The 15,769-nt window shown below is 65.4% G+C and carries 14 protein-coding genes; 7 read left to right on the plus strand and 7 right to left on the minus strand.

All coding sequences use genetic code 11. The features are described from left to right. Window positions 1–92: 92 nt before the first annotated feature. The 3 genes from ACV17W_RS04880 to ACV17W_RS04890 are packed head-to-tail and all read right to left on the minus strand — an operon-like array spanning window position 93 to window position 3,848. Complete coding sequence (locus ACV17W_RS04880; RefSeq protein WP_462595318.1) at window positions 93–398, minus strand: chorismate mutase; 306 nt, start codon at window positions 396–398, stop codon at window positions 93–95. A 4-nt stretch (window positions 399–402) separates the two neighbouring features. Further along, complete coding sequence (locus ACV17W_RS04885; RefSeq protein WP_462595319.1) at window positions 403–2,658, minus strand: UvrD-helicase domain-containing protein; 2,256 nt, start codon at window positions 2,656–2,658, stop codon at window positions 403–405. Next, entirely contained in the window at window positions 2,655–3,848 is a 1,194-nt protein-coding gene (locus ACV17W_RS04890) for a DesA family fatty acid desaturase (protein WP_462595320.1), read from the minus strand. Before ACV17W_RS04890 ends, ACV17W_RS04885 begins: the two co-directional genes overlap by 4 nt. Window positions 3,849–4,100: 252 nt before the next feature. Here ACV17W_RS04890 and ACV17W_RS04895 point away from each other — a divergent pair, with 252 nt between their 5' ends. Next, entirely contained in the window at window positions 4,101–4,526 is a 426-nt protein-coding gene (locus ACV17W_RS04895; RefSeq protein WP_462595321.1) for a hypothetical protein, read from the plus strand. 2 nt (window positions 4,527–4,528) lie between these two features. Here ACV17W_RS04895 and ACV17W_RS04900 read toward each other — a convergent pair whose 3' ends face one another. Then, window positions 4,529–5,938: an RsmB/NOP family class I SAM-dependent RNA methyltransferase gene (locus ACV17W_RS04900; RefSeq protein ID WP_462596461.1), complete on the minus strand. Its 1,410-nt coding sequence runs from the start codon at window positions 5,936–5,938 to the stop codon at window positions 4,529–4,531. Window positions 5,939–6,164: 226 nt separating this feature from the next. Continuing rightward, window positions 6,165–6,767 (minus strand): phosphoribosylglycinamide formyltransferase, encoded by a 603-nt coding sequence (gene purN / locus ACV17W_RS04905; RefSeq protein WP_462596462.1) that lies wholly within the window; start codon window positions 6,765–6,767, stop codon window positions 6,165–6,167. Window positions 6,768–6,879: 112 nt separating this feature from the next. On the opposite strand from purN, the gene ACV17W_RS04910 reads away from it, so the two are divergent. The 4 genes from ACV17W_RS04910 to coaBC are packed head-to-tail and all read left to right on the plus strand — an operon-like array spanning window position 6,880 to window position 12,474. Continuing rightward, entirely contained in the window at window positions 6,880–7,845 is a 966-nt protein-coding gene (locus ACV17W_RS04910; protein ID WP_462595322.1) for a bifunctional riboflavin kinase/FAD synthetase, read from the plus strand. Further along, entirely contained in the window at window positions 7,835–10,696 is a 2,862-nt protein-coding gene (gene ileS, locus ACV17W_RS04915; protein WP_462595323.1) for an isoleucine--tRNA ligase, read from the plus strand. The genes ACV17W_RS04910 and ileS overlap by 11 nt, the downstream gene beginning before the upstream one ends. A 4-nt stretch (window positions 10,697–10,700) precedes the next feature. After that, on the plus strand, window positions 10,701–11,225 hold the full coding sequence (gene lspA, locus ACV17W_RS04920; RefSeq protein WP_462595324.1) for a signal peptidase II: 525 nt from the start codon (window positions 10,701–10,703) through the stop codon (window positions 11,223–11,225). A gap of 55 nt (window positions 11,226–11,280) precedes the next feature. Next, window positions 11,281–12,474, plus strand: coding sequence for a bifunctional phosphopantothenoylcysteine decarboxylase/phosphopantothenate--cysteine ligase CoaBC (gene coaBC / locus ACV17W_RS04925; protein WP_462595325.1), 1,194 nt, complete (start codon window positions 11,281–11,283; stop codon window positions 12,472–12,474). A 20-nt stretch (window positions 12,475–12,494) separates the two neighbouring features. On the opposite strand, the gene ACV17W_RS04930 is transcribed toward coaBC, so the two are convergent. Continuing rightward, the gene (locus ACV17W_RS04930) at window positions 12,495–13,457 is read right to left on the minus strand and encodes a hypothetical protein (RefSeq protein WP_462595326.1); all 963 of its coding nucleotides are present in this window, start codon (window positions 13,455–13,457) and stop codon (window positions 12,495–12,497) included. A gap of 136 nt (window positions 13,458–13,593) precedes the next feature. Between ACV17W_RS04930 and ACV17W_RS04935 the strand changes: the two genes are divergently transcribed. Then, a complete protein-coding gene (locus ACV17W_RS04935; RefSeq protein WP_462595327.1) occupies window positions 13,594–14,052 on the plus strand; it encodes an Lrp/AsnC family transcriptional regulator in 459 nt (152 codons plus the stop codon). A 16-nt stretch (window positions 14,053–14,068) separates the two neighbouring features. Here the strand turns inward: ACV17W_RS04935 and ACV17W_RS04940 are convergent, their stop codons facing one another. Then, window positions 14,069–15,124 carry a metal-dependent hydrolase gene (locus ACV17W_RS04940; RefSeq protein WP_462595328.1) on the minus strand — a complete coding sequence of 352 codons (1,056 nt, stop codon included), beginning with the start codon at window positions 15,122–15,124 and terminating at the stop codon, window positions 14,069–14,071. A 157-nt stretch (window positions 15,125–15,281) separates the two neighbouring features. Here ACV17W_RS04940 and ACV17W_RS04945 point away from each other — a divergent pair, with 157 nt between their 5' ends. Further along, window positions 15,282–15,764 carry a hypothetical protein gene (locus tag ACV17W_RS04945; RefSeq protein ID WP_462595329.1) on the plus strand — a complete coding sequence of 161 codons (483 nt, stop codon included), beginning with the start codon at window positions 15,282–15,284 and terminating at the stop codon, window positions 15,762–15,764. The last annotated feature ends 5 nt before the right edge of the window (window positions 15,765–15,769 follow it).

A 15,769-nucleotide genomic window follows, 5' to 3' on the forward strand; every position in this document is an offset into this window, starting at 1 on the left:
GCGCTGGCCGCTGCCCGATCGCGTTACCGTGAAGGCGGGACCGCGCGGCGGCCCCAAGTGGCGGCCACCGCACAGGCCCGAGGCCGGGGTGGTCACGAATAGGGACGCTCGCGCCGCTGGCGGTGATGCTCGATCACCGTGTCGATGATGGAGCGCAAGATGCCCACCGCGAGCTCCGGCGGCACGCCGGCGTCGATGGCAAGGTGACGAATACGCTCGAGCTGCTGCTCGGTACGCCGGGGATCCCCCGCCTCCATTCCTTCGGCCTGCTTGATCTCGCCGATCATGTCCGAACAACGGAAACGCACTCCCAGCAGCAACATTATCTGCTGGTCGATTTCGTCGATCTCGGCGCGCAGCGCCTCTAGTTCGCTCTGGGAGTCGTCGCCGGTGACCATGTCGTTACCCCTGGATGATGTCCAGTTTGGCGATGCCCAGCGCCAATGTCTTGGCGCCCACGTCGCGGAACTGGATCTGCGCCTGGGCGTCCTGCCCTGCCCCGCTCAGGCCGATAATGGTGCCATCGCCGAACCGCGCATGCCGTACCCCCTGCCCGATACGATACTGCCTGTCGCCGACAGTCACTCCACTGGCTACGCCGCGAGGCTGCCGAGGCGCAATGACGCCGGTCGGCCGACGGCCGAAGGCGTCGTTACGGGCATTCCAGGGTTCGCCGAAACCGGCACGCGGTTGCATGGCCACCGCGCGAGGCGTCAGCCACTTCAGATGCTGCTCGGGGATTTCGTCGAGGAACCGCGAACGCATCGCATAGCGTGTCTGTCCGTGCAGCATGCGACTCTGGGCCAGGCTCAGATACAGTCGCTGGCGAGCGCGCGTAATGGCCACATACATCAGACGACGCTCTTCTTCGAGGCCCGCAGGCTCGAGGATGCTGTTCTCGTGCGGAAACAACCCTTCTTCGAGGCCGGTAATGAAAACCGCATCGAACTCGAGGCCCTTGGCGGCATGCACCGTCATCAGCTGGACGGCGTCCTGACCGGCCTGCGCCTGGTTGTCGCCCGCCTCTAGCGCGGCATGAGACAGGAAGGCCGCCAGTGGAGTGAGGCCGTCGGATGGAACATCCGGCCCCACCTCGGGTACCCGTCCGGCGGGCAGCCCCTCGAAGTTCTCTTCGGACGCGAATACGGTTGCGGCGGTGATGAGTTCGTTCAGGTTCTCGAGGCGTTCTGCGCCTTCGCGTTCGGTCTTGTAGTGCGCCACCAAGCCGCTGGCTTCGAGCATATGACCGACCAGTTCGGGCAGCGGCAGGTCACGCGTTTCGTGCGCCAGGCGGCCGATAAGCTGGGCAAACTGCGCCAGGTTCGCACCGCCCTTGCCCGGAACCCGTGCCACGGCGCCGAACAAGCTGGAATCGAGCGTACGGGCGGCATCGGCCAGTTGCTCGAGGGTGCGCGCACCGATGCCTCGCGTGGGAAAATTCACCACACGCATCCAGGACGTATCGTCGTCGGGGTTGGCCATCAGGCGCAGGTACGCCAGGGCGTGCTTGATCTCCTGGCGCTCGAAAAAGCGCAGACCGCCGTACACCTTGTACGGAATGCCCGCCGAGAACAAGGCATGCTCGATGACGCGCGATTGCGCATTGCTGCGATACAACACCGCAATCTCGCGACGCAGGCTGCCCTCGTTGATGAGCGCCCGAATTTCGTCCACGAGCCATTGCGCCTCGATGCCATCGGTAGGCTGCTCGATGACGCGCACCGGCTCGCCTTCTCCCTGCTCGGTCCAGAGGTTCTTGCCCAAACGCCCGTTGTTGTGACCAATGAGTGCGTTGGCGGAATCGAGGATGTGCCCGTAGGAACGGTAATTCTGCTCCAGGCGGATGACCGTGCCGCGCGCGTAGTCACGTTCAAAGTCGGCCATGTTGCCGACGTTGGCGCCTCGGAACGCATAGATGGACTGGTCATCGTCGCCGACGGCGAAAATCGCGGCGCCGCCTCCTCCAAGCAGGCGCAGCCACTTGTACTGCAGCGTGTTGGTGTCCTGGAACTCGTCAACCAGGATATGGCGGAATCGACGCTGGTAGTGCTCGCGTACCGGCGCATTGCGGGTGAGCAACTCGTAGGCGCGCAGCAGGAGTTCGGCGAAGTCGACGACGCCCTCGCGCTGGCACTGCGCTTCGTAGAGCTGGTAAATCTCGACCAGCCGACGCTGATGGCTGTCGTGCGCTTCCACATCGCCCGGCCGTTGCCCGTCTTCTTTGGCGCCGTTGATGAAGCGCTGCACGTCGCGCGGCGGATACTTTTCATCGTCGACGCCGCTCGCCTTCAGCAGGCGCTTGATGGCCGCGAGCTGGTCGGTGGTGTCGAGAATCTGGAAAGCCTGGGGCAAGCCCGCATCGCGATGGTGTGCGCGCAGCATGCGGTTGCACAGACCATGGAACGTGCCGATCCACAGGCCGCGCGTGTCGATCGGAAGAATAGCCGACATGCGCGCCACCATTTCGCGCGCCGCCTTGTTGGTGAAGGTAACTGCCAGCAGTCCAAATGGACTGGCCTGGCCGGTTTGAATCAGCCAGGCCATGCGGGTCGTCAGGACCCGGGTCTTGCCGCTGCCTGCCCCGGCGAGTACCAGGGCGTGCTGCGGTTCTAGTGTTACAGCGGCGCGTTGTTCAGGATTGAGTTGCTCTAGCATCATGCCGCGTAGCGGCTCAGGCGATGCGCAAATTGCTCAAGCCCTGCAATACCGCTTTGCTGTGCGCGTTGGCACCACGCCTGAAGATCGTGCAGCAGTTGTTCGCTGCTCGCGCTGGAACTTTCCCAAAGACGGCCCAGTTCGCGGCGCATCTGCACCAGCGTGGACAGGGATTGGTTCTGCGCAATGACCTGATCGACCTCGGCACGCTGTTCGGGCTGCAGCACTTCTTCATTGCGATGCAACCAGCGGCGCACACGCTGCAGGCGCGACACGGACTCGTCTTGCAGGGCCTTGCGCTTGTCAAGCTCTTCGCGCACGGTGGACTTGACGATGTCGGCGTAGCGGGCCATGACTTCGTAGCGGTGCGTGATCACACCCTGCAGGGTGCGCAGGTCGATGGCCTTGGCGCTGGACTCGAGCTTCAGCTTGGGCGCAACCTTCTTGACCTTGGCCAGGCCGAAGAACCGGAGAATCGAGATGTAGCACCAGCCGATGTCGAATTCATACCACTTGGCCGAGAACTTGGCCGACGTGCCGTGCGCATGGTGATTGTTGTGCAGTTCTTCGCCGCCGATCACGATACCCCAGGGAAACACATTGGTGCTGGTGTCGGGGCTGTTGTAATTGCGGTAGCCCCAGAAGTGACCGATGCCGTTCACCACGCCAGCCGCCCAGAAGGGAATCCAGGCCATTTGCACGGCCCAGACTGTCAGGCCTACGGCGCCGAACAGCGCGACATCGATGCCGAGCATGATCAGCACGCCCATCAGGCTGTGCTTGGAATACAGGTTGCGCTCGAGCCAGTCGTCGGGGGTGCCGTGGCCGAACTTGGCCATGGTTTCTTTATTGGTGGATTCCAGGCGATAAAGCTCGGCGCCGCGGAACAGCACTTTCCAGATACCGAACAGCATGGGCGAATGCGGGTCGCCTTCTTTTTCGCACTTGGCGTGATGCTTGCGATGGATGGCTACCCATTCCTTCGTGACCATGCCGGTCGTCAACCAGAGCCAGAACCGGAAGAAGTGCATGACGGCCGGATGCAGATCAAGACCGCGGTGCGCCTGGCTACGATGCAGGAAGATCGTGACGCCCGCGATAGTGACGTGCGTCAGCGCCAGCGTGTAGAGGACGATCTGCCACCACTTGGCTTGGGCAAAGCCCCCGGAAAGAAAGGAAAGGAACTGATCCATATAGTTTTTTGCGACCCTCGCAGAATAGTGGCAGGAAGTTTAGCCTACCTGCCTGGCTTATGACAGCCTGGTTTCAAAATAGTTTTCAATGACAAATCAAGGACTAAGCCTTGATTTTTGGAGTTTCGCCCCATCACACAAGGCGGCCCGCCGCACTGAGCAGCGCATGCCATGCCGGGCCGAAGTTCCACGGGATAATAAAATTTTGTACAAATCAATTCGGCGGCTGAAGGCCATTTCGCCGAGCGTCGCATGGACCGGTTACCTATGATACTGCGCTCAGCCCACCGCACCATGTGGCCCTTTTTCTTCTCATGTCTGTGCGTTACAGCCACGCAAGCCGCGGGCCTGAGCACGCGCGTGAACGCCGGTCAGGAACTGCCGTTGGCGACGTATTACGAGATTCAGACGCAGGGATGCCGCGCGCTACCGCCGCCCCGGGTAACCGTGATCGACCGACCCGCATTGGGACGCATCACGGTCGTGCGGGTGGAGCGCCAGGCCGTGCAGGTCGGGGGCCGCTGCGCAACCATGACGGCGCCGGTTGTGCAGGTGCGCTATCGCGCCCTGCGGCCGGGCACCGATGCCCTCGCCTGGGAGGTGCGATACCAGACGCGGGGCGCCCCGGCGCAGCGCGTGGACGCAACGGTGCAAGTCACGCCCGGCGGTTCCGACTAAGGCTACGGCTCGCGCCCCACTGACGGGTCAGGGTCTTGCAATGAATCGCCTGAGGGTTCAAGGGACCCGGGGGCGTCGGTTTTCGCATCGCTGGATTCGGCAAGGCAGCCCGCCTCCGGCCCCGCTGCAGGGTCGGCTTCGAGAGTACCGACGGCGCCCTGAGCGTCAGTGGAATCCTGCCTTGCCGCCGGCTTCCTGCGCTCGAAAACGGCGGCGAAAAATCCATCGGTGCCATGCAGGTCCGGGCGCAGCTGCACGTACGGGCCCTCGAGGTCGAGTTCGGCGCAGCGCGCCTGCAGCAATGCCGCCGCGTCGATAAGTTCGAAATCGGGATGCGCCGCCAGGAAGCGCGTCACCTGGGCCTCGTTCTCTTCTTCAAGCAGGCTGCAAGTGGCATACACCAGCCTGCCGCCAGGGGCTACGCAGCGCGCCGCGCTTTTGAGTATGCGCTCCTGCAGGACGCACAATTCGGCCAATGCCTCGGGATGCTGCCGCCACTTCAGGTCGGGATTCCGTCGCAGTGTGCCAATACCGCTGCAAGGCGCGTCGACCAGAACTCGCTGCGCCTTGCCCGCCAGACGTTTCACGCGGGCGTCGTTTTCGCTGTCGATCGCAACGGGCACCACGTTGGACAGGCCGCTGCGCGCGAAGCGCGGCTTGGCGCGCGCCAGGCGCGCCGCAGAGACATCGAAAGCATACAGGCGGCCGGTGGAGCGCATGAGTGCGCCCAGCAGCAGGGTCTTGCCGCCCGCGCCGGCGCAGAAATCGATGATCATCTCGCCGCGCCGGGGACCGACCAGCAGTGCCAGCAGCTGGCTGCCCTCGTCCTGCACTTCGATGCTTCCATTCTCGAATTGCGGCCAGCGGTTCACGGCGGGCCGCCCGGCCAGCCGTATACCCCACGGCGAATGCGGCGTGGGCCGCGGATCGTAGCGGGCGGCCGGGCTGTCTACCAGCGCGGCCAAAGCGGCGTCGCGGTCGGCTTTCATCGGATTGACGCGGAGATCGAGCGGAGCCGGCCGGTTGAGGGAGGCCATCAGTTGCTCGGCAGCCTCGAGGCGACCCAGGCGTTCGTCAAGCCAATCGGGCATGCTGGCGCGTACCGCGCGCGGCAGCGTGGCGGGGTCGATGCGCCCCACCCGGCGCAGCCATTCGTCTTCGTCGGCCGCCAGGCCATCGGACAGGGCCTCGACCCCGCGCGTGGCCGCCAGGCCCAGGATGGCCAGGCGCCGCGAAGCCGCCCCGCTGCCGCTTTCAGCCAGCTGCCGGTAGCGGCGCAAATTCCGCAAGACGTCGTAGACCGCTTCGGCGACTTCACCACGGTCGCGCCCCCCCAGTGCCGGATGGGCGCGGAACCAGTGCGACAGCACCGCGTCCGCCGGGTAGCGCCATTGCAGGATTTCGCCAAGCACACGGTGGACCTGATCGATGCGTATGGCGGCGGGCGGCATGCGTGGCTGCCATGCCCCGGGCTCAGCCGCGCGTCGCTCAGGTGCGCGGCCTTGTCCGCCACGCGGGGGCCGCTGCGTGGATGACGACCCTGCGCGGGGCCGGGAAACGGAATTCTTGCTCATGGTGCTTCCAATGGAGGCCTGCGCGCCTGCGCGCGGGCCGGTAAGACTGCAAAAGATGCGGGGGTCAGTCCAGCCCGCATCCCGTGAATAGACGTTTCGGCTCGCCGTCGACCTCGACCCGTTGGTCGGGCGTCAGCCGTACGCGACCTTCGGCCAGCCACCGCGCCGCAGCGGGATAGGCCTGGTGCTCGACCTGCAGCACGCGTTGCGCGAGTGTGTCGGGTGTGTCGCCGGCCAATACCGGCACGCAGCCCTGCGCGATGATAGGCCCGTGATCGAGCACGGGGGTGACAAAATGCACCGTGCACCCATGCAGGCGCACACCGGTGGCCAAAGCCTGCGCATGCGTATGCAAGCCCGGGAACATGGGCAGCAGCGACGGGTGGATGTTCACCAGCCTGCCCGCGTAATGGTTGACGAAGGCGGGAGTCAGCACGCGCATGAAACCGGCCAGCAGTACGTAGTCGGGCTGGTGCTGGTCGATTTCGCTGGCCAGCGCAGTGTCGAAAGCTTCGCGGCTGGGAAAGTCTTTATGGTACAGCGCGCCGGTAGCGATGCCCTGCTCGCGCGCCCACTGCAGACCGGCGGCGTCGGGCCTGCTGGCGATGACCGCGCAGACCGAGGCCGGCCACGCCTGGTCGCGACAGGCCCGGACCAGCGCTTGCATGTTGCTGCCCCGACCGGAAATCAGGATGACCAGGCGGCGCTTAGAGGGTGACGATTCAGGCAAGATGAGATATTCCAAAGGCAAGCCAACCCAAAATTGTAAACTCTCGGTCGTGAAAACCTCGCTGCACTTTTATCGCTCCGCCCCGCCCCCCGGCCGGCGGTTGCCCTGCGCCCTGACCATCGGCAACTTCGATGGCGTGCATCGCGGGCACCAGGCCATTCTTGCGCGCGTGCGGCAGGCGGCGCGCGACCGCGGCCTGGTACCCGGCGTCATGACGTTCGAGCCGCATCCTCGCGAGTACTTCGCCACGCTCAATCAGCGGCCCGAGCTCGCTCCCACGCGAATCTCGGGCCTGCGGGACAAACTCGAAGCCCTGGCGTGCCAGGGCATGGCGCAGGTCGTGATCGAACGATTCGATGCGCGCCTGGCCGAAATGTCCGCCAATTCCTTTATCGAAGACCTGCTGGTCACGGGCCTGCAGACGCGCTGGCTGCTGGTGGGCGAAGACTTCCGGTTCGGGCGCAAGCGCAGCGGCGACATCGACCTGCTGCGCGAGGCGGGCATGGTGCATGGCTTCGAGGTGCAGACGCTGGCCGACATCACCGACCAGCACGGCCATCGGGTGTCCAGCTCCGAAGTCCGCACCGCGCTGGCCGTCGGCGATCTGGCTCGCGCCCAGGACCTGCTGGGCCGGCCGTTCCAGATCAGCGGGCACGTGATCCACGGCCAGAAACTGGGCCGCACGCTTGGGTATCCCACGCTGAATCTGCGCGTGGCCCCCCGCTGCGCCGCGCGTTCGGGCATCTACGTAGTGCGGGTGCACGGCCTGGGCGAAGGCCCGCGGCCGGGTGTGGCCAGCCTGGGCGTGCGTCCCACGGTGGAAGACCACGGACGCGTGCTGCTCGAATCCCACCTGCTGGATGGGCCCGCCGACGCATACGGTAAACTCGTGCGTGTCGAATTCCTGCACAAATTGCGGGACGAAGAAAAATTTCCTGATCTCCCTTCCCTGACTGCCGCCATCGCCGAAGACGCGCGAAACGCGCGCGCCTATTTTGCCGTTCATGGACTATAAAAAAACCCTCAACCTGCCCGATACCGCCTTCCCGATGCGGGGGGATCTCGCCAAGCGCGAACCAGCCTGGGTTGCCCAGTGGGAAGAAAACCGCGTGTACCAGGCCATCCGCGCGGCCAGCCGTGGACGGCCGCGGTTCGTGCTGCATGACGGCCCGCCTTACGCGAACGGCGACATCCATATCGGGCACGCGGTCAACAAGATCCTGAAAGACATCATCGTCAAGAGCCGCAACATGGCCGGCTACGATGCGCATTACGTGCCGGGCTGGGACTGCCACGGCATGCCCATCGAGATCCAGATCGAAAAGAAGCACGGCAAGCACCTGCCCGTGACCGAGGTCCAGGCCAAGGCGCGCGCCTATGCGCTCGAGCAGATCGACCGCCAGCGTAAAGACTTCAAACGCCTCGGCGTGCTCGGTGAATGGGATCGGCCCTACCTGACCATGAACCACGCCAATGAAGCGAACGAAATCCGTGCGCTGGGCGCCATTCTGCAGAAAGGCTACGTGTTTCGCGGCTTGAAGCCGGTGAACTGGTGCTTTGACTGCGGATCGGCGTTGGCCGAGGCCGAGGTCGAGTACGCCGACCGTGTCGATCCGGCCGTGGACGTGGCGTTCCCGTTCGCCGACAAGGCGCGCCTGGCCGCGGCCTTCGGGCTCGATGCGGTGGACGACGGGGCCGCCGTGATCTGGACCACCACACCGTGGACGATTCCGGCCAACCAGGCGCTGAATGTGCACCCCGAGCTCGAGTACGCCCTGGTGCGGGTGTCGCCGGCGCCCGCGCACGGCCCATTGCTGCTGCTGGCCCGCGAACGCATCGAGACCTGCCTGCAGGCCTGGGGCCTGCAGGGCGAAGTGGTCGCCACCGCCCCGGGCGCGGCGCTGTCGGGCCTGACCTTCCACCATCCCTTGGCACACGCCGATGCCGGCTACGCGCGCACCTCGCCCATCTACCTGGGCGACTACGTCACCCTCGACGCCGGTACCGGCATCGTGCATTCGGCGCCCGCCTATGGCATAGAAGACTTCGTTTCGTGCAAGGCCCACGGGCTGGCCGACGATGACATCCTCAACCCGGTGCTGGGCGACGGCAAGTACGCGGACAGCCTCCCGCTCTTCGGCGGCCTGAGCATCTGGGATGCCAATCCCCGTATCGTCGAGACCCTCAAGGCTGCGGGCTCGCTGATGCATGTGCAGAAACTTTCGCACAGCTACATGCATTGCTGGCGCCACAAGACCCCGGTGATCTACCGCGCAACCAGCCAGTGGTTCGCCGGCATGGATGTCAAGCCGGCGGACGGCGGCCCCTCGCTGCGGGAATCCGCCCTCGCGGGCATCGATGCCACGGCGTTCTATCCCGCCTGGGGTCGCGCTCGCCTGCACTCCATGATCGCCAATCGGCCCGACTGGACCCTGTCGCGGCAGCGTCAATGGGGCGTTCCCATGGCCTTCTTCGTGCACAAGGAAACCGGTGCGTTGCATCCTCGTACGGCCGAGCTGCTCGAACAGGTGGCCCAGCGCGTGGAACAACATGGCATCGAAGCCTGGCAATCGCTCGACCCGCGCGAGCTGCTGGGCGACGAAGCCGACGACTACGTAAAGAACCGCGACACGCTCGACGTGTGGTTCGATTCGGGCACGACCCACGCCACCGTTCTGGGCGGCAAGGACCAGGTGCTGGGCGGTTCGCATGGCGCCGAACTGGCCTGGCCGGCCGACCTCTACCTGGAAGGCTCGGACCAGCATCGCGGCTGGTTCCACTCTTCGCTGCTGACTGGCTGCATGCTGTACGGCCAGCCCCCTTACAAGGCATTGCTGACGCACGGCTTCGTGGTCGACGGGCAAGGCCGCAAGATGAGCAAGTCGGTCGGCAACGTCATCGCCCCCCAGAAGGTGTCCGACTCTCTTGGCGCCGAGATCCTGCGCCTGTGGGTCGCTTCCACCGATTACTCGGGCGAGCTGTCGATCTCCGACGAGATTCTCAAGCGGGTGGTGGAAGGCTATCGACGCATCCGCAACACCCTGCGTTTCCTGCTGGCGAACCTGGCCGATTTCGATGCAGTGAACCATTCGGTCCCCTATGGCGAGCTGTTCGAGATCGACCGTTACGCCCTGGCGATGACGGCGCAGATGCAGACCGACGTGCTGGCCCACTACGAGCGCTACGACTTCCATCCGGCGGTGTCGCGGCTGCAGACATTCTGCTCAGAGGACCTCGGGGCCTTCTACCTGGATATCCTCAAAGACCGCCTGTACACGACGGCGGCCGGCAGTCTGGCCCGCCGGTCCGCCCAGACGGCATTGCTGGACATCACGCAGGCGCTGCTGAAGCTGATGGCACCGATCCTGTCGTTTACCGCCGAGGAAGCCTGGAAGACGCTGGCCGATTCGGCCCTTCAGCATCAGGCCGATGTGGCGCGCGTCACGATCTTCACCGAGGTCTATCACACGCTGCCGCCCGACGCCGATCCCGATGCCCTGGTCTCGAGATGGGCCCGCCTGCGCGCCATACGCGCCGAGGTGCAGCGCAAGCTCGAAGAAGTGCGCACGGATGGCGGCATCGGATCCTCGCTGCAGGCCGAAGTGGACCTGTACGCCGACGGGGACGATCTCGCGCTGCTGCAGAGCCTGGGCGACGACCTGCGCTTCGTGCTCATCGTCTCGCGCGCCACGGTGCACGCTGGCGCGGGAGAACTGCGCGTGGAAATTGCCCCGTCCGCCCACAAGAAGTGCGAACGCTGCTGGCACTGGCGACTCGACGTGGGTGCAGATGCCGAGAATCCCGACATCTGCGGCCGCTGCGTGAGCAACCTGTTCGGCGCGGGTGAAGCGCGTGACAAGGCCTGACGCCATGGCAGGCACCCCGGCCGGCCCTACGTCCGGCGCCGCCCGCCCGGTGCGCGGCATCGGACGCTGGCTTGCGCTGGCGGCCGTCATCATCGTTCTGGACCAGCTCACCAAGCTGTATTTCGACGCCGCTTTCGACTACGGCGAGCGTCTGAACGTGCTGCCGATATTCGACTTCACGCTGATGTACAACCGCGGGGCGGCGTTCAGTTTCCTGGCGGACCAGCCCGGCTGGCAACGATGGTTCTTCACAGCGCTGGGCATCGTGGCGGCCGTGGTGATCGTATGGCTGCTGCGTCGCCATCGCGACCAGCCGCGCTTTTGCCTGGCGCTCACCCTCATCCTGGGGGGTGCGCTGGGCAACGTAATCGACCGCATGGCCTATGGCCACGTCGTCGATTTCCTGCTTTTCTACTGGAACGACTGGTACTACCCCGCGTTCAACGTGGCCGACATCTGCATCACCTGCGGCGCCGTGCTGCTGGTGCTTGACGAGCTGCTGCGCGCACGCCGCCCGCGCAGCGCTTAAAATTGCCACATTTCCTTCACCGCTCCGACTGACGGCGCCTCCGCGCCGGCCCGCCATGCTCGATCTTGCACGTAAACGCATTGTTCTCGGCCTGACCGGCGGCATCGCCTGCTATAAGATCGCCGAACTCGTTCGCCGCCTGACCGAACAAGGGGCCGTCGTCGACGTCGTCATGACCGAGGCCGCCACGCATTTCATCACGCCGGTCACCATGCAGGCCTTGTCCGGGCGGCCGGTGTATCTGGATGCCTGGGACGCGCGCGTCGGCAACAACATGGCGCATATCGAGCTCACCCGGGGGGCAGATGCCGTGCTGGTGGCGCCTGCAAGCGCCGACTTCATGGCCAAGCTGGTACACGGCATGGCCGACGACCTGCTCTCCACACTATGCCTGGCACGCGCCTGTCCCCTTCTGGTGGCGCCCGCCATGAATCGCGAGATGTGGGCGAATCCGGCCACGCAGCGCAACGTGGCCCAATTGCGCGCCGACGGCGTCGCAGTGCTGGGGCCGGCATCGGGGGAGCAGGCTTGCGGTGAAACCGGCGATGGCCGCATGCTGGAAGCGCACGAACTGCTGGCCGACCTGGTGGCTTTCTTCCAACCCAAAGTGCTCGCCGGCCGGCACCTGCTGCTGACTGCCGGACCCACATCCGAGCCGGTAGACCCGGTGCGCGTCCTGAGCAATCGTTCGTCCGGCAAGACGGGATATTCACTGGCTCGCGCCGCGCGCGAAGCCGGCGCGCGGGTCACGCTCGTCACCGGAGCGACGGCGCTGGCGATTCCTCGAGGGGTGACTGCCCTGCCCGTCACGACCGCGCGCCAGATGCATGATGCCGTCATGGCCAATGCGCACGACGCCGACGTCTTCATCGCCGTCGCCGCCGTGGCCGACTGGCGCGTCAAGAACGTCAGCACGCAGAAGTTGAAGAAGACCTCTGAAGGCGGCGGCGCCCCGGTCATGGAATTCGAACCCAATCCTGACATCCTGGCCGAGGTCGCGAAACTGCCCAATGGTCCGTGGTGCGTGGGCTTTGCTGCCGAGACCGAGAAGCTGGCCGAACACGCCGAAGCCAAACGGCTGCGCAAGGGCATTCCCCTGCTGGTGGGCAACCTGGCCCACAAGGTGATGGACGCCGACACCACCGAACTGGTGCTGTTCGACGCCCAGGGCACCCATCCGCTGCCCGCAGGCTCCAAGCTGGAGGTGGCCCGCCGCCTGATCGCCGAGATCGCGGCACGTCTGCCCTGAAGGCGGCGGCCGGACCGGCCTCAGCCCGCAGCGGGACTGAGCCTCGCGTCGGCCGGACCGCCCCCCTTGATCAGCCTGGCCAGCAGCGCCACGATTGCCAGCGTCAGGATGACTCGACCCACGAGAATGATCCAGATATCGGCGCCCAGCGTCAGCAGCAACGCGGTGTCTTCGATCAATGAATGCGAAAGCGAGATCCAGGCCAGGGCCAGGAATCGGGTACGGGCCGGCAACTGGTTCTTGTCCGCTTCTTCGATGATGAGCGCGCCGCCGTAGCTCAGGCCCAGCAGGACACCGACCGTGGTCACGGGGGCCACGCGGGCGTCCAGGCCCGACACCCGCAGCAACGGCATCAGCATCGCGGTGATGGCGCGAGTCAGGCCGACACGTTCGAAGATGTCCAGCAAAACCAGCAACGCAACAATGACGCCATAGGTGAAAAGCAGCGATACGGCCGTGCTGCGCAGCCACCCCAGTACGCCGCCCGCACCTGGATCGCTTTCGAGGGCCGAGCCTTGGAGCCAGCCCAATGACACCGGATCCTGCAACCAGCCGCCCCAACGGCAGGCCCACGCGACAATGGCCGCGTACAGGACGGCCGCGCCGACGCGCAATGCGGCAGTGCCCCAGAAGCTGGCACCGGCGCGGCGCACAATGGCTTGCTCCACCGGCAGCCCGTGCGCAAACAGCACCATCGCGCACAGCACGCTCAATTGCGCCACCGTGAAGTCGAGCTGAGGAGCCAGGCTGATCATGGCGGCGATGGCGCCGTACACGCCTACGCACATGCCCGCGACCCAGATCATGCCCGCCTCGGGCGGCAGATCGACCAGGGCCATGGCCGGTGCAATCAGCCGGCCCAGGGCGTCGACCCAGCCCAGCCACTGCCCCAGCTGAACCAGCACCATGACAGGCAGCATGACCTTGACCAGAACCAGGAAAAGATGACGGCTGCGGCGGAACAGATTGACAAGATAGGGCACGACTACATCCGGGGTTGAAAGCGGAAATCCGCAGGCGCCAGCATAGACCAGGCGCAACGAAATAGGCTTGCATTACATTGCGCAGGACGCACATTTATTGTGCTAACTTGCCGTACAGACACAATTTCTCGCCGCCATGACCCTGGATGCGCTCGATCACCGCATATTGGCCCAGCTGCAGCGCGACGCCGATCTTTCGAACGCGGCGCTGGCCGCGCGCATCGGCCTGTCACCCTCGGCCTGTCTGCGCCGCGTGGAACGGCTCAAGAAGCAAGGCGTCATCCGCCGCATCGTGGCGGTGGTCGACCCCGCCAGGGTGGCGCATGGCCTTTCAGCCATTGTGACCGTCGAATTCGCCCGCCACGGATCGGTGCACCGTCAGGAATTCCTGGCGCGCGTGCGCAGGGAAGCCACGGTGACCCAATGCTATATGGTGACGGGCGACGTCAGCTGCGTACTGATCGCGCACGTGCGCGACATGGACGACTACCTGGCGCTGGCCGAGCGGCTCTTCGAGTGCGACGACAATGTCCAGGCGTTCTACACCCACATCGTGATGCAGACCATCAAGCACGAACCCGGCATAAGCATTTAGCGTGGCCCGACCCGCGCTACGGCGCGGGATCGACGCGCAGGGCTTCTGCCGACCATTCGGCCAGCGGCAGCGGCGTCGCGCTGTCAACGATTCTTGCCAGCACTTGTTGCATCTGCGGCCAGCCGCCTCGCGCGCTGGGCCAACGGCGCGGCGTCACGGCCCGCCAGACTCCCTGCTCGTCGCGTTCGGCCATGACGAAGCGGAAGGTGTAGTGGCCGGCGACACCCATGCGCAGGTCCGTCACCACCAGCACATTGCCAAATACGTCATAGCGCAGCCAGTCGGCCGTGAACCATCGCAGCCGCTCGTGCAGTGCGACGCCATCGAGAACCTGCCCCTGCTCAAGATTCAGCGGCAAAGCCAGCATCTCGGGCGGATCCCGATCGAGCCAGCCGCTCACCGCCTCGAAATACTGGCCATGCCCGTCTTTCGCGATGACTCGCCACAACAGCGTATTGAAGGGCATGGGGGTGGCCAGGACCGCCGTGAGCTCTACCCCTTGCTGCCGCAGCGCCTGCTCGACCCGGTGCTCGGCGTGCCAGCGCCCCGCCAGCGACACGCCCAGGTAGGCAGTGGTCAACACCAGCATGGCCGCCACGACCCGGCGCACCCGGGCCGTGCAGCCGGCTATGGCGGCCGTGAGTACGGCTATCGTCAGCGGCAGTGTGTAGACCGGGTCGATGATGAATACGGCCGACCAGCTTTCCGGAATGCTGGGCCAGGGCCAGAACAACTGCGTGCCGTACACCGTGAACGCATCCAGTATCGGATGAGTCAGCAATACCAGGAAAAGCGTCAGAAACAATCGCCGCCCGCTGTAGGGGGCCTGCGGCCACTTTCTTCGAGTCAGCCAGGCCAGGACAGCGGCCAGCGCCGTCAACACAAAAACAGAATGCGAAAAACCGCGATGGTAGGTAAAGAGCGATACCGGATCGGGATAGCGCATCAGCACGTCGAGGTCGGGCAAAGTGGCCAGCAAACCGCCATACAGCAAGGCTTTGCGGCCCTGGTAGCGTCCCAGCAACGTGCCCTGGATGCCGGCGCCGAGCACCGCTTGTGTCAAGGAATCCATATGCTTGTGGTGAACTTCTATAGAGGGGATGGCGGCCCCGCGGTGACGGCGCGAACTGGGCGGCGCGGGCAGGCGTTAAGATACCGCATCGGCCAGGATGGTTTCATGCAGGCCCGGCGGCGCCTCGCGCAACAACATTCTTCCAGGAAAGCAACCCATGGCCATCGATGGCGAACCCGAAGACGGCGATTTCGTACGCTATATCGAGAACCTGAACCGGCAGGCGGGCTCCCCCGGGCAGGTCTTAACCTCGCAGAAGGGCCGAGGCAGCCGCGGTCGGCGCGCGCGCCCTGCCCCTCCCGGGATGTTGGGCGCTTCCGTCCCGACCGCGCCGGCGCCCGGCGACGCGGATGCTCGACCTGCACCCGCCACCCTGGCCGGCCGCACCGCCCAACGGCGCATCGCCCTGGGCCTCACCGTCGCTGGCGCCTTTGCGCTGTGGCATGCGGTGCGCCTGCTCATGTACGCGCTGGAGTTCGACCCTATCGAATTCGGCGACCTGGTCCCGGCGATCTTCCTGGCCATCTGCGCCTTCATGCTCTTCAAGGCCGGCAGCCGTCTGCGCGCCGGCCAGCAGCGCAGCCCGTTACCCACGCTGCCGCCCCTGTCCACGCTGCCGCCCGACAAGCGCCGGGCCTGAAGGCG

The organism is Bordetella sp. MIP270_01_BMS (assembly GCF_054958705.1).

Coding starts and splice junctions, on each gene's coding strand:
- ACV17W_RS04940 (WP_462595328.1), bottom strand. CDS start 15,124: ATGGATTCCTTGACACAAGCGGTGCTCGGCGCCGGCATCCAGGGCACG.
- ACV17W_RS04880 (WP_462595318.1), bottom strand. CDS start 398: ATGGTCACCGGCGACGACTCCCAGAGCGAACTAGAGGCGCTGCGCGCC.
- coaBC (WP_462595325.1), top strand. CDS start 11,281: ATGCTCGATCTTGCACGTAAACGCATTGTTCTCGGCCTGACCGGCGGC.
- ACV17W_RS04890 (WP_462595320.1), bottom strand. CDS start 3,848: ATGGATCAGTTCCTTTCCTTTCTTTCCGGGGGCTTTGCCCAAGCCAAG.
- ACV17W_RS04885 (WP_462595319.1), bottom strand. CDS start 2,658: ATGATGCTAGAGCAACTCAATCCTGAACAACGCGCCGCTGTAACACTA.
- lspA (WP_462595324.1), top strand. CDS start 10,701: ATGGCAGGCACCCCGGCCGGCCCTACGTCCGGCGCCGCCCGCCCGGTG.
- ACV17W_RS04945 (WP_462595329.1), top strand. CDS start 15,282: ATGGCCATCGATGGCGAACCCGAAGACGGCGATTTCGTACGCTATATC.
- ACV17W_RS04895 (WP_462595321.1), top strand. CDS start 4,101: ATGGACCGGTTACCTATGATACTGCGCTCAGCCCACCGCACCATGTGG.
- purN (WP_462596462.1), bottom strand. CDS start 6,767: ATGCAAGCGCTGGTCCGGGCCTGTCGCGACCAGGCGTGGCCGGCCTCG.
- ileS (WP_462595323.1), top strand. CDS start 7,835: ATGGACTATAAAAAAACCCTCAACCTGCCCGATACCGCCTTCCCGATG.
- ACV17W_RS04935 (WP_462595327.1), top strand. CDS start 13,594: ATGACCCTGGATGCGCTCGATCACCGCATATTGGCCCAGCTGCAGCGC.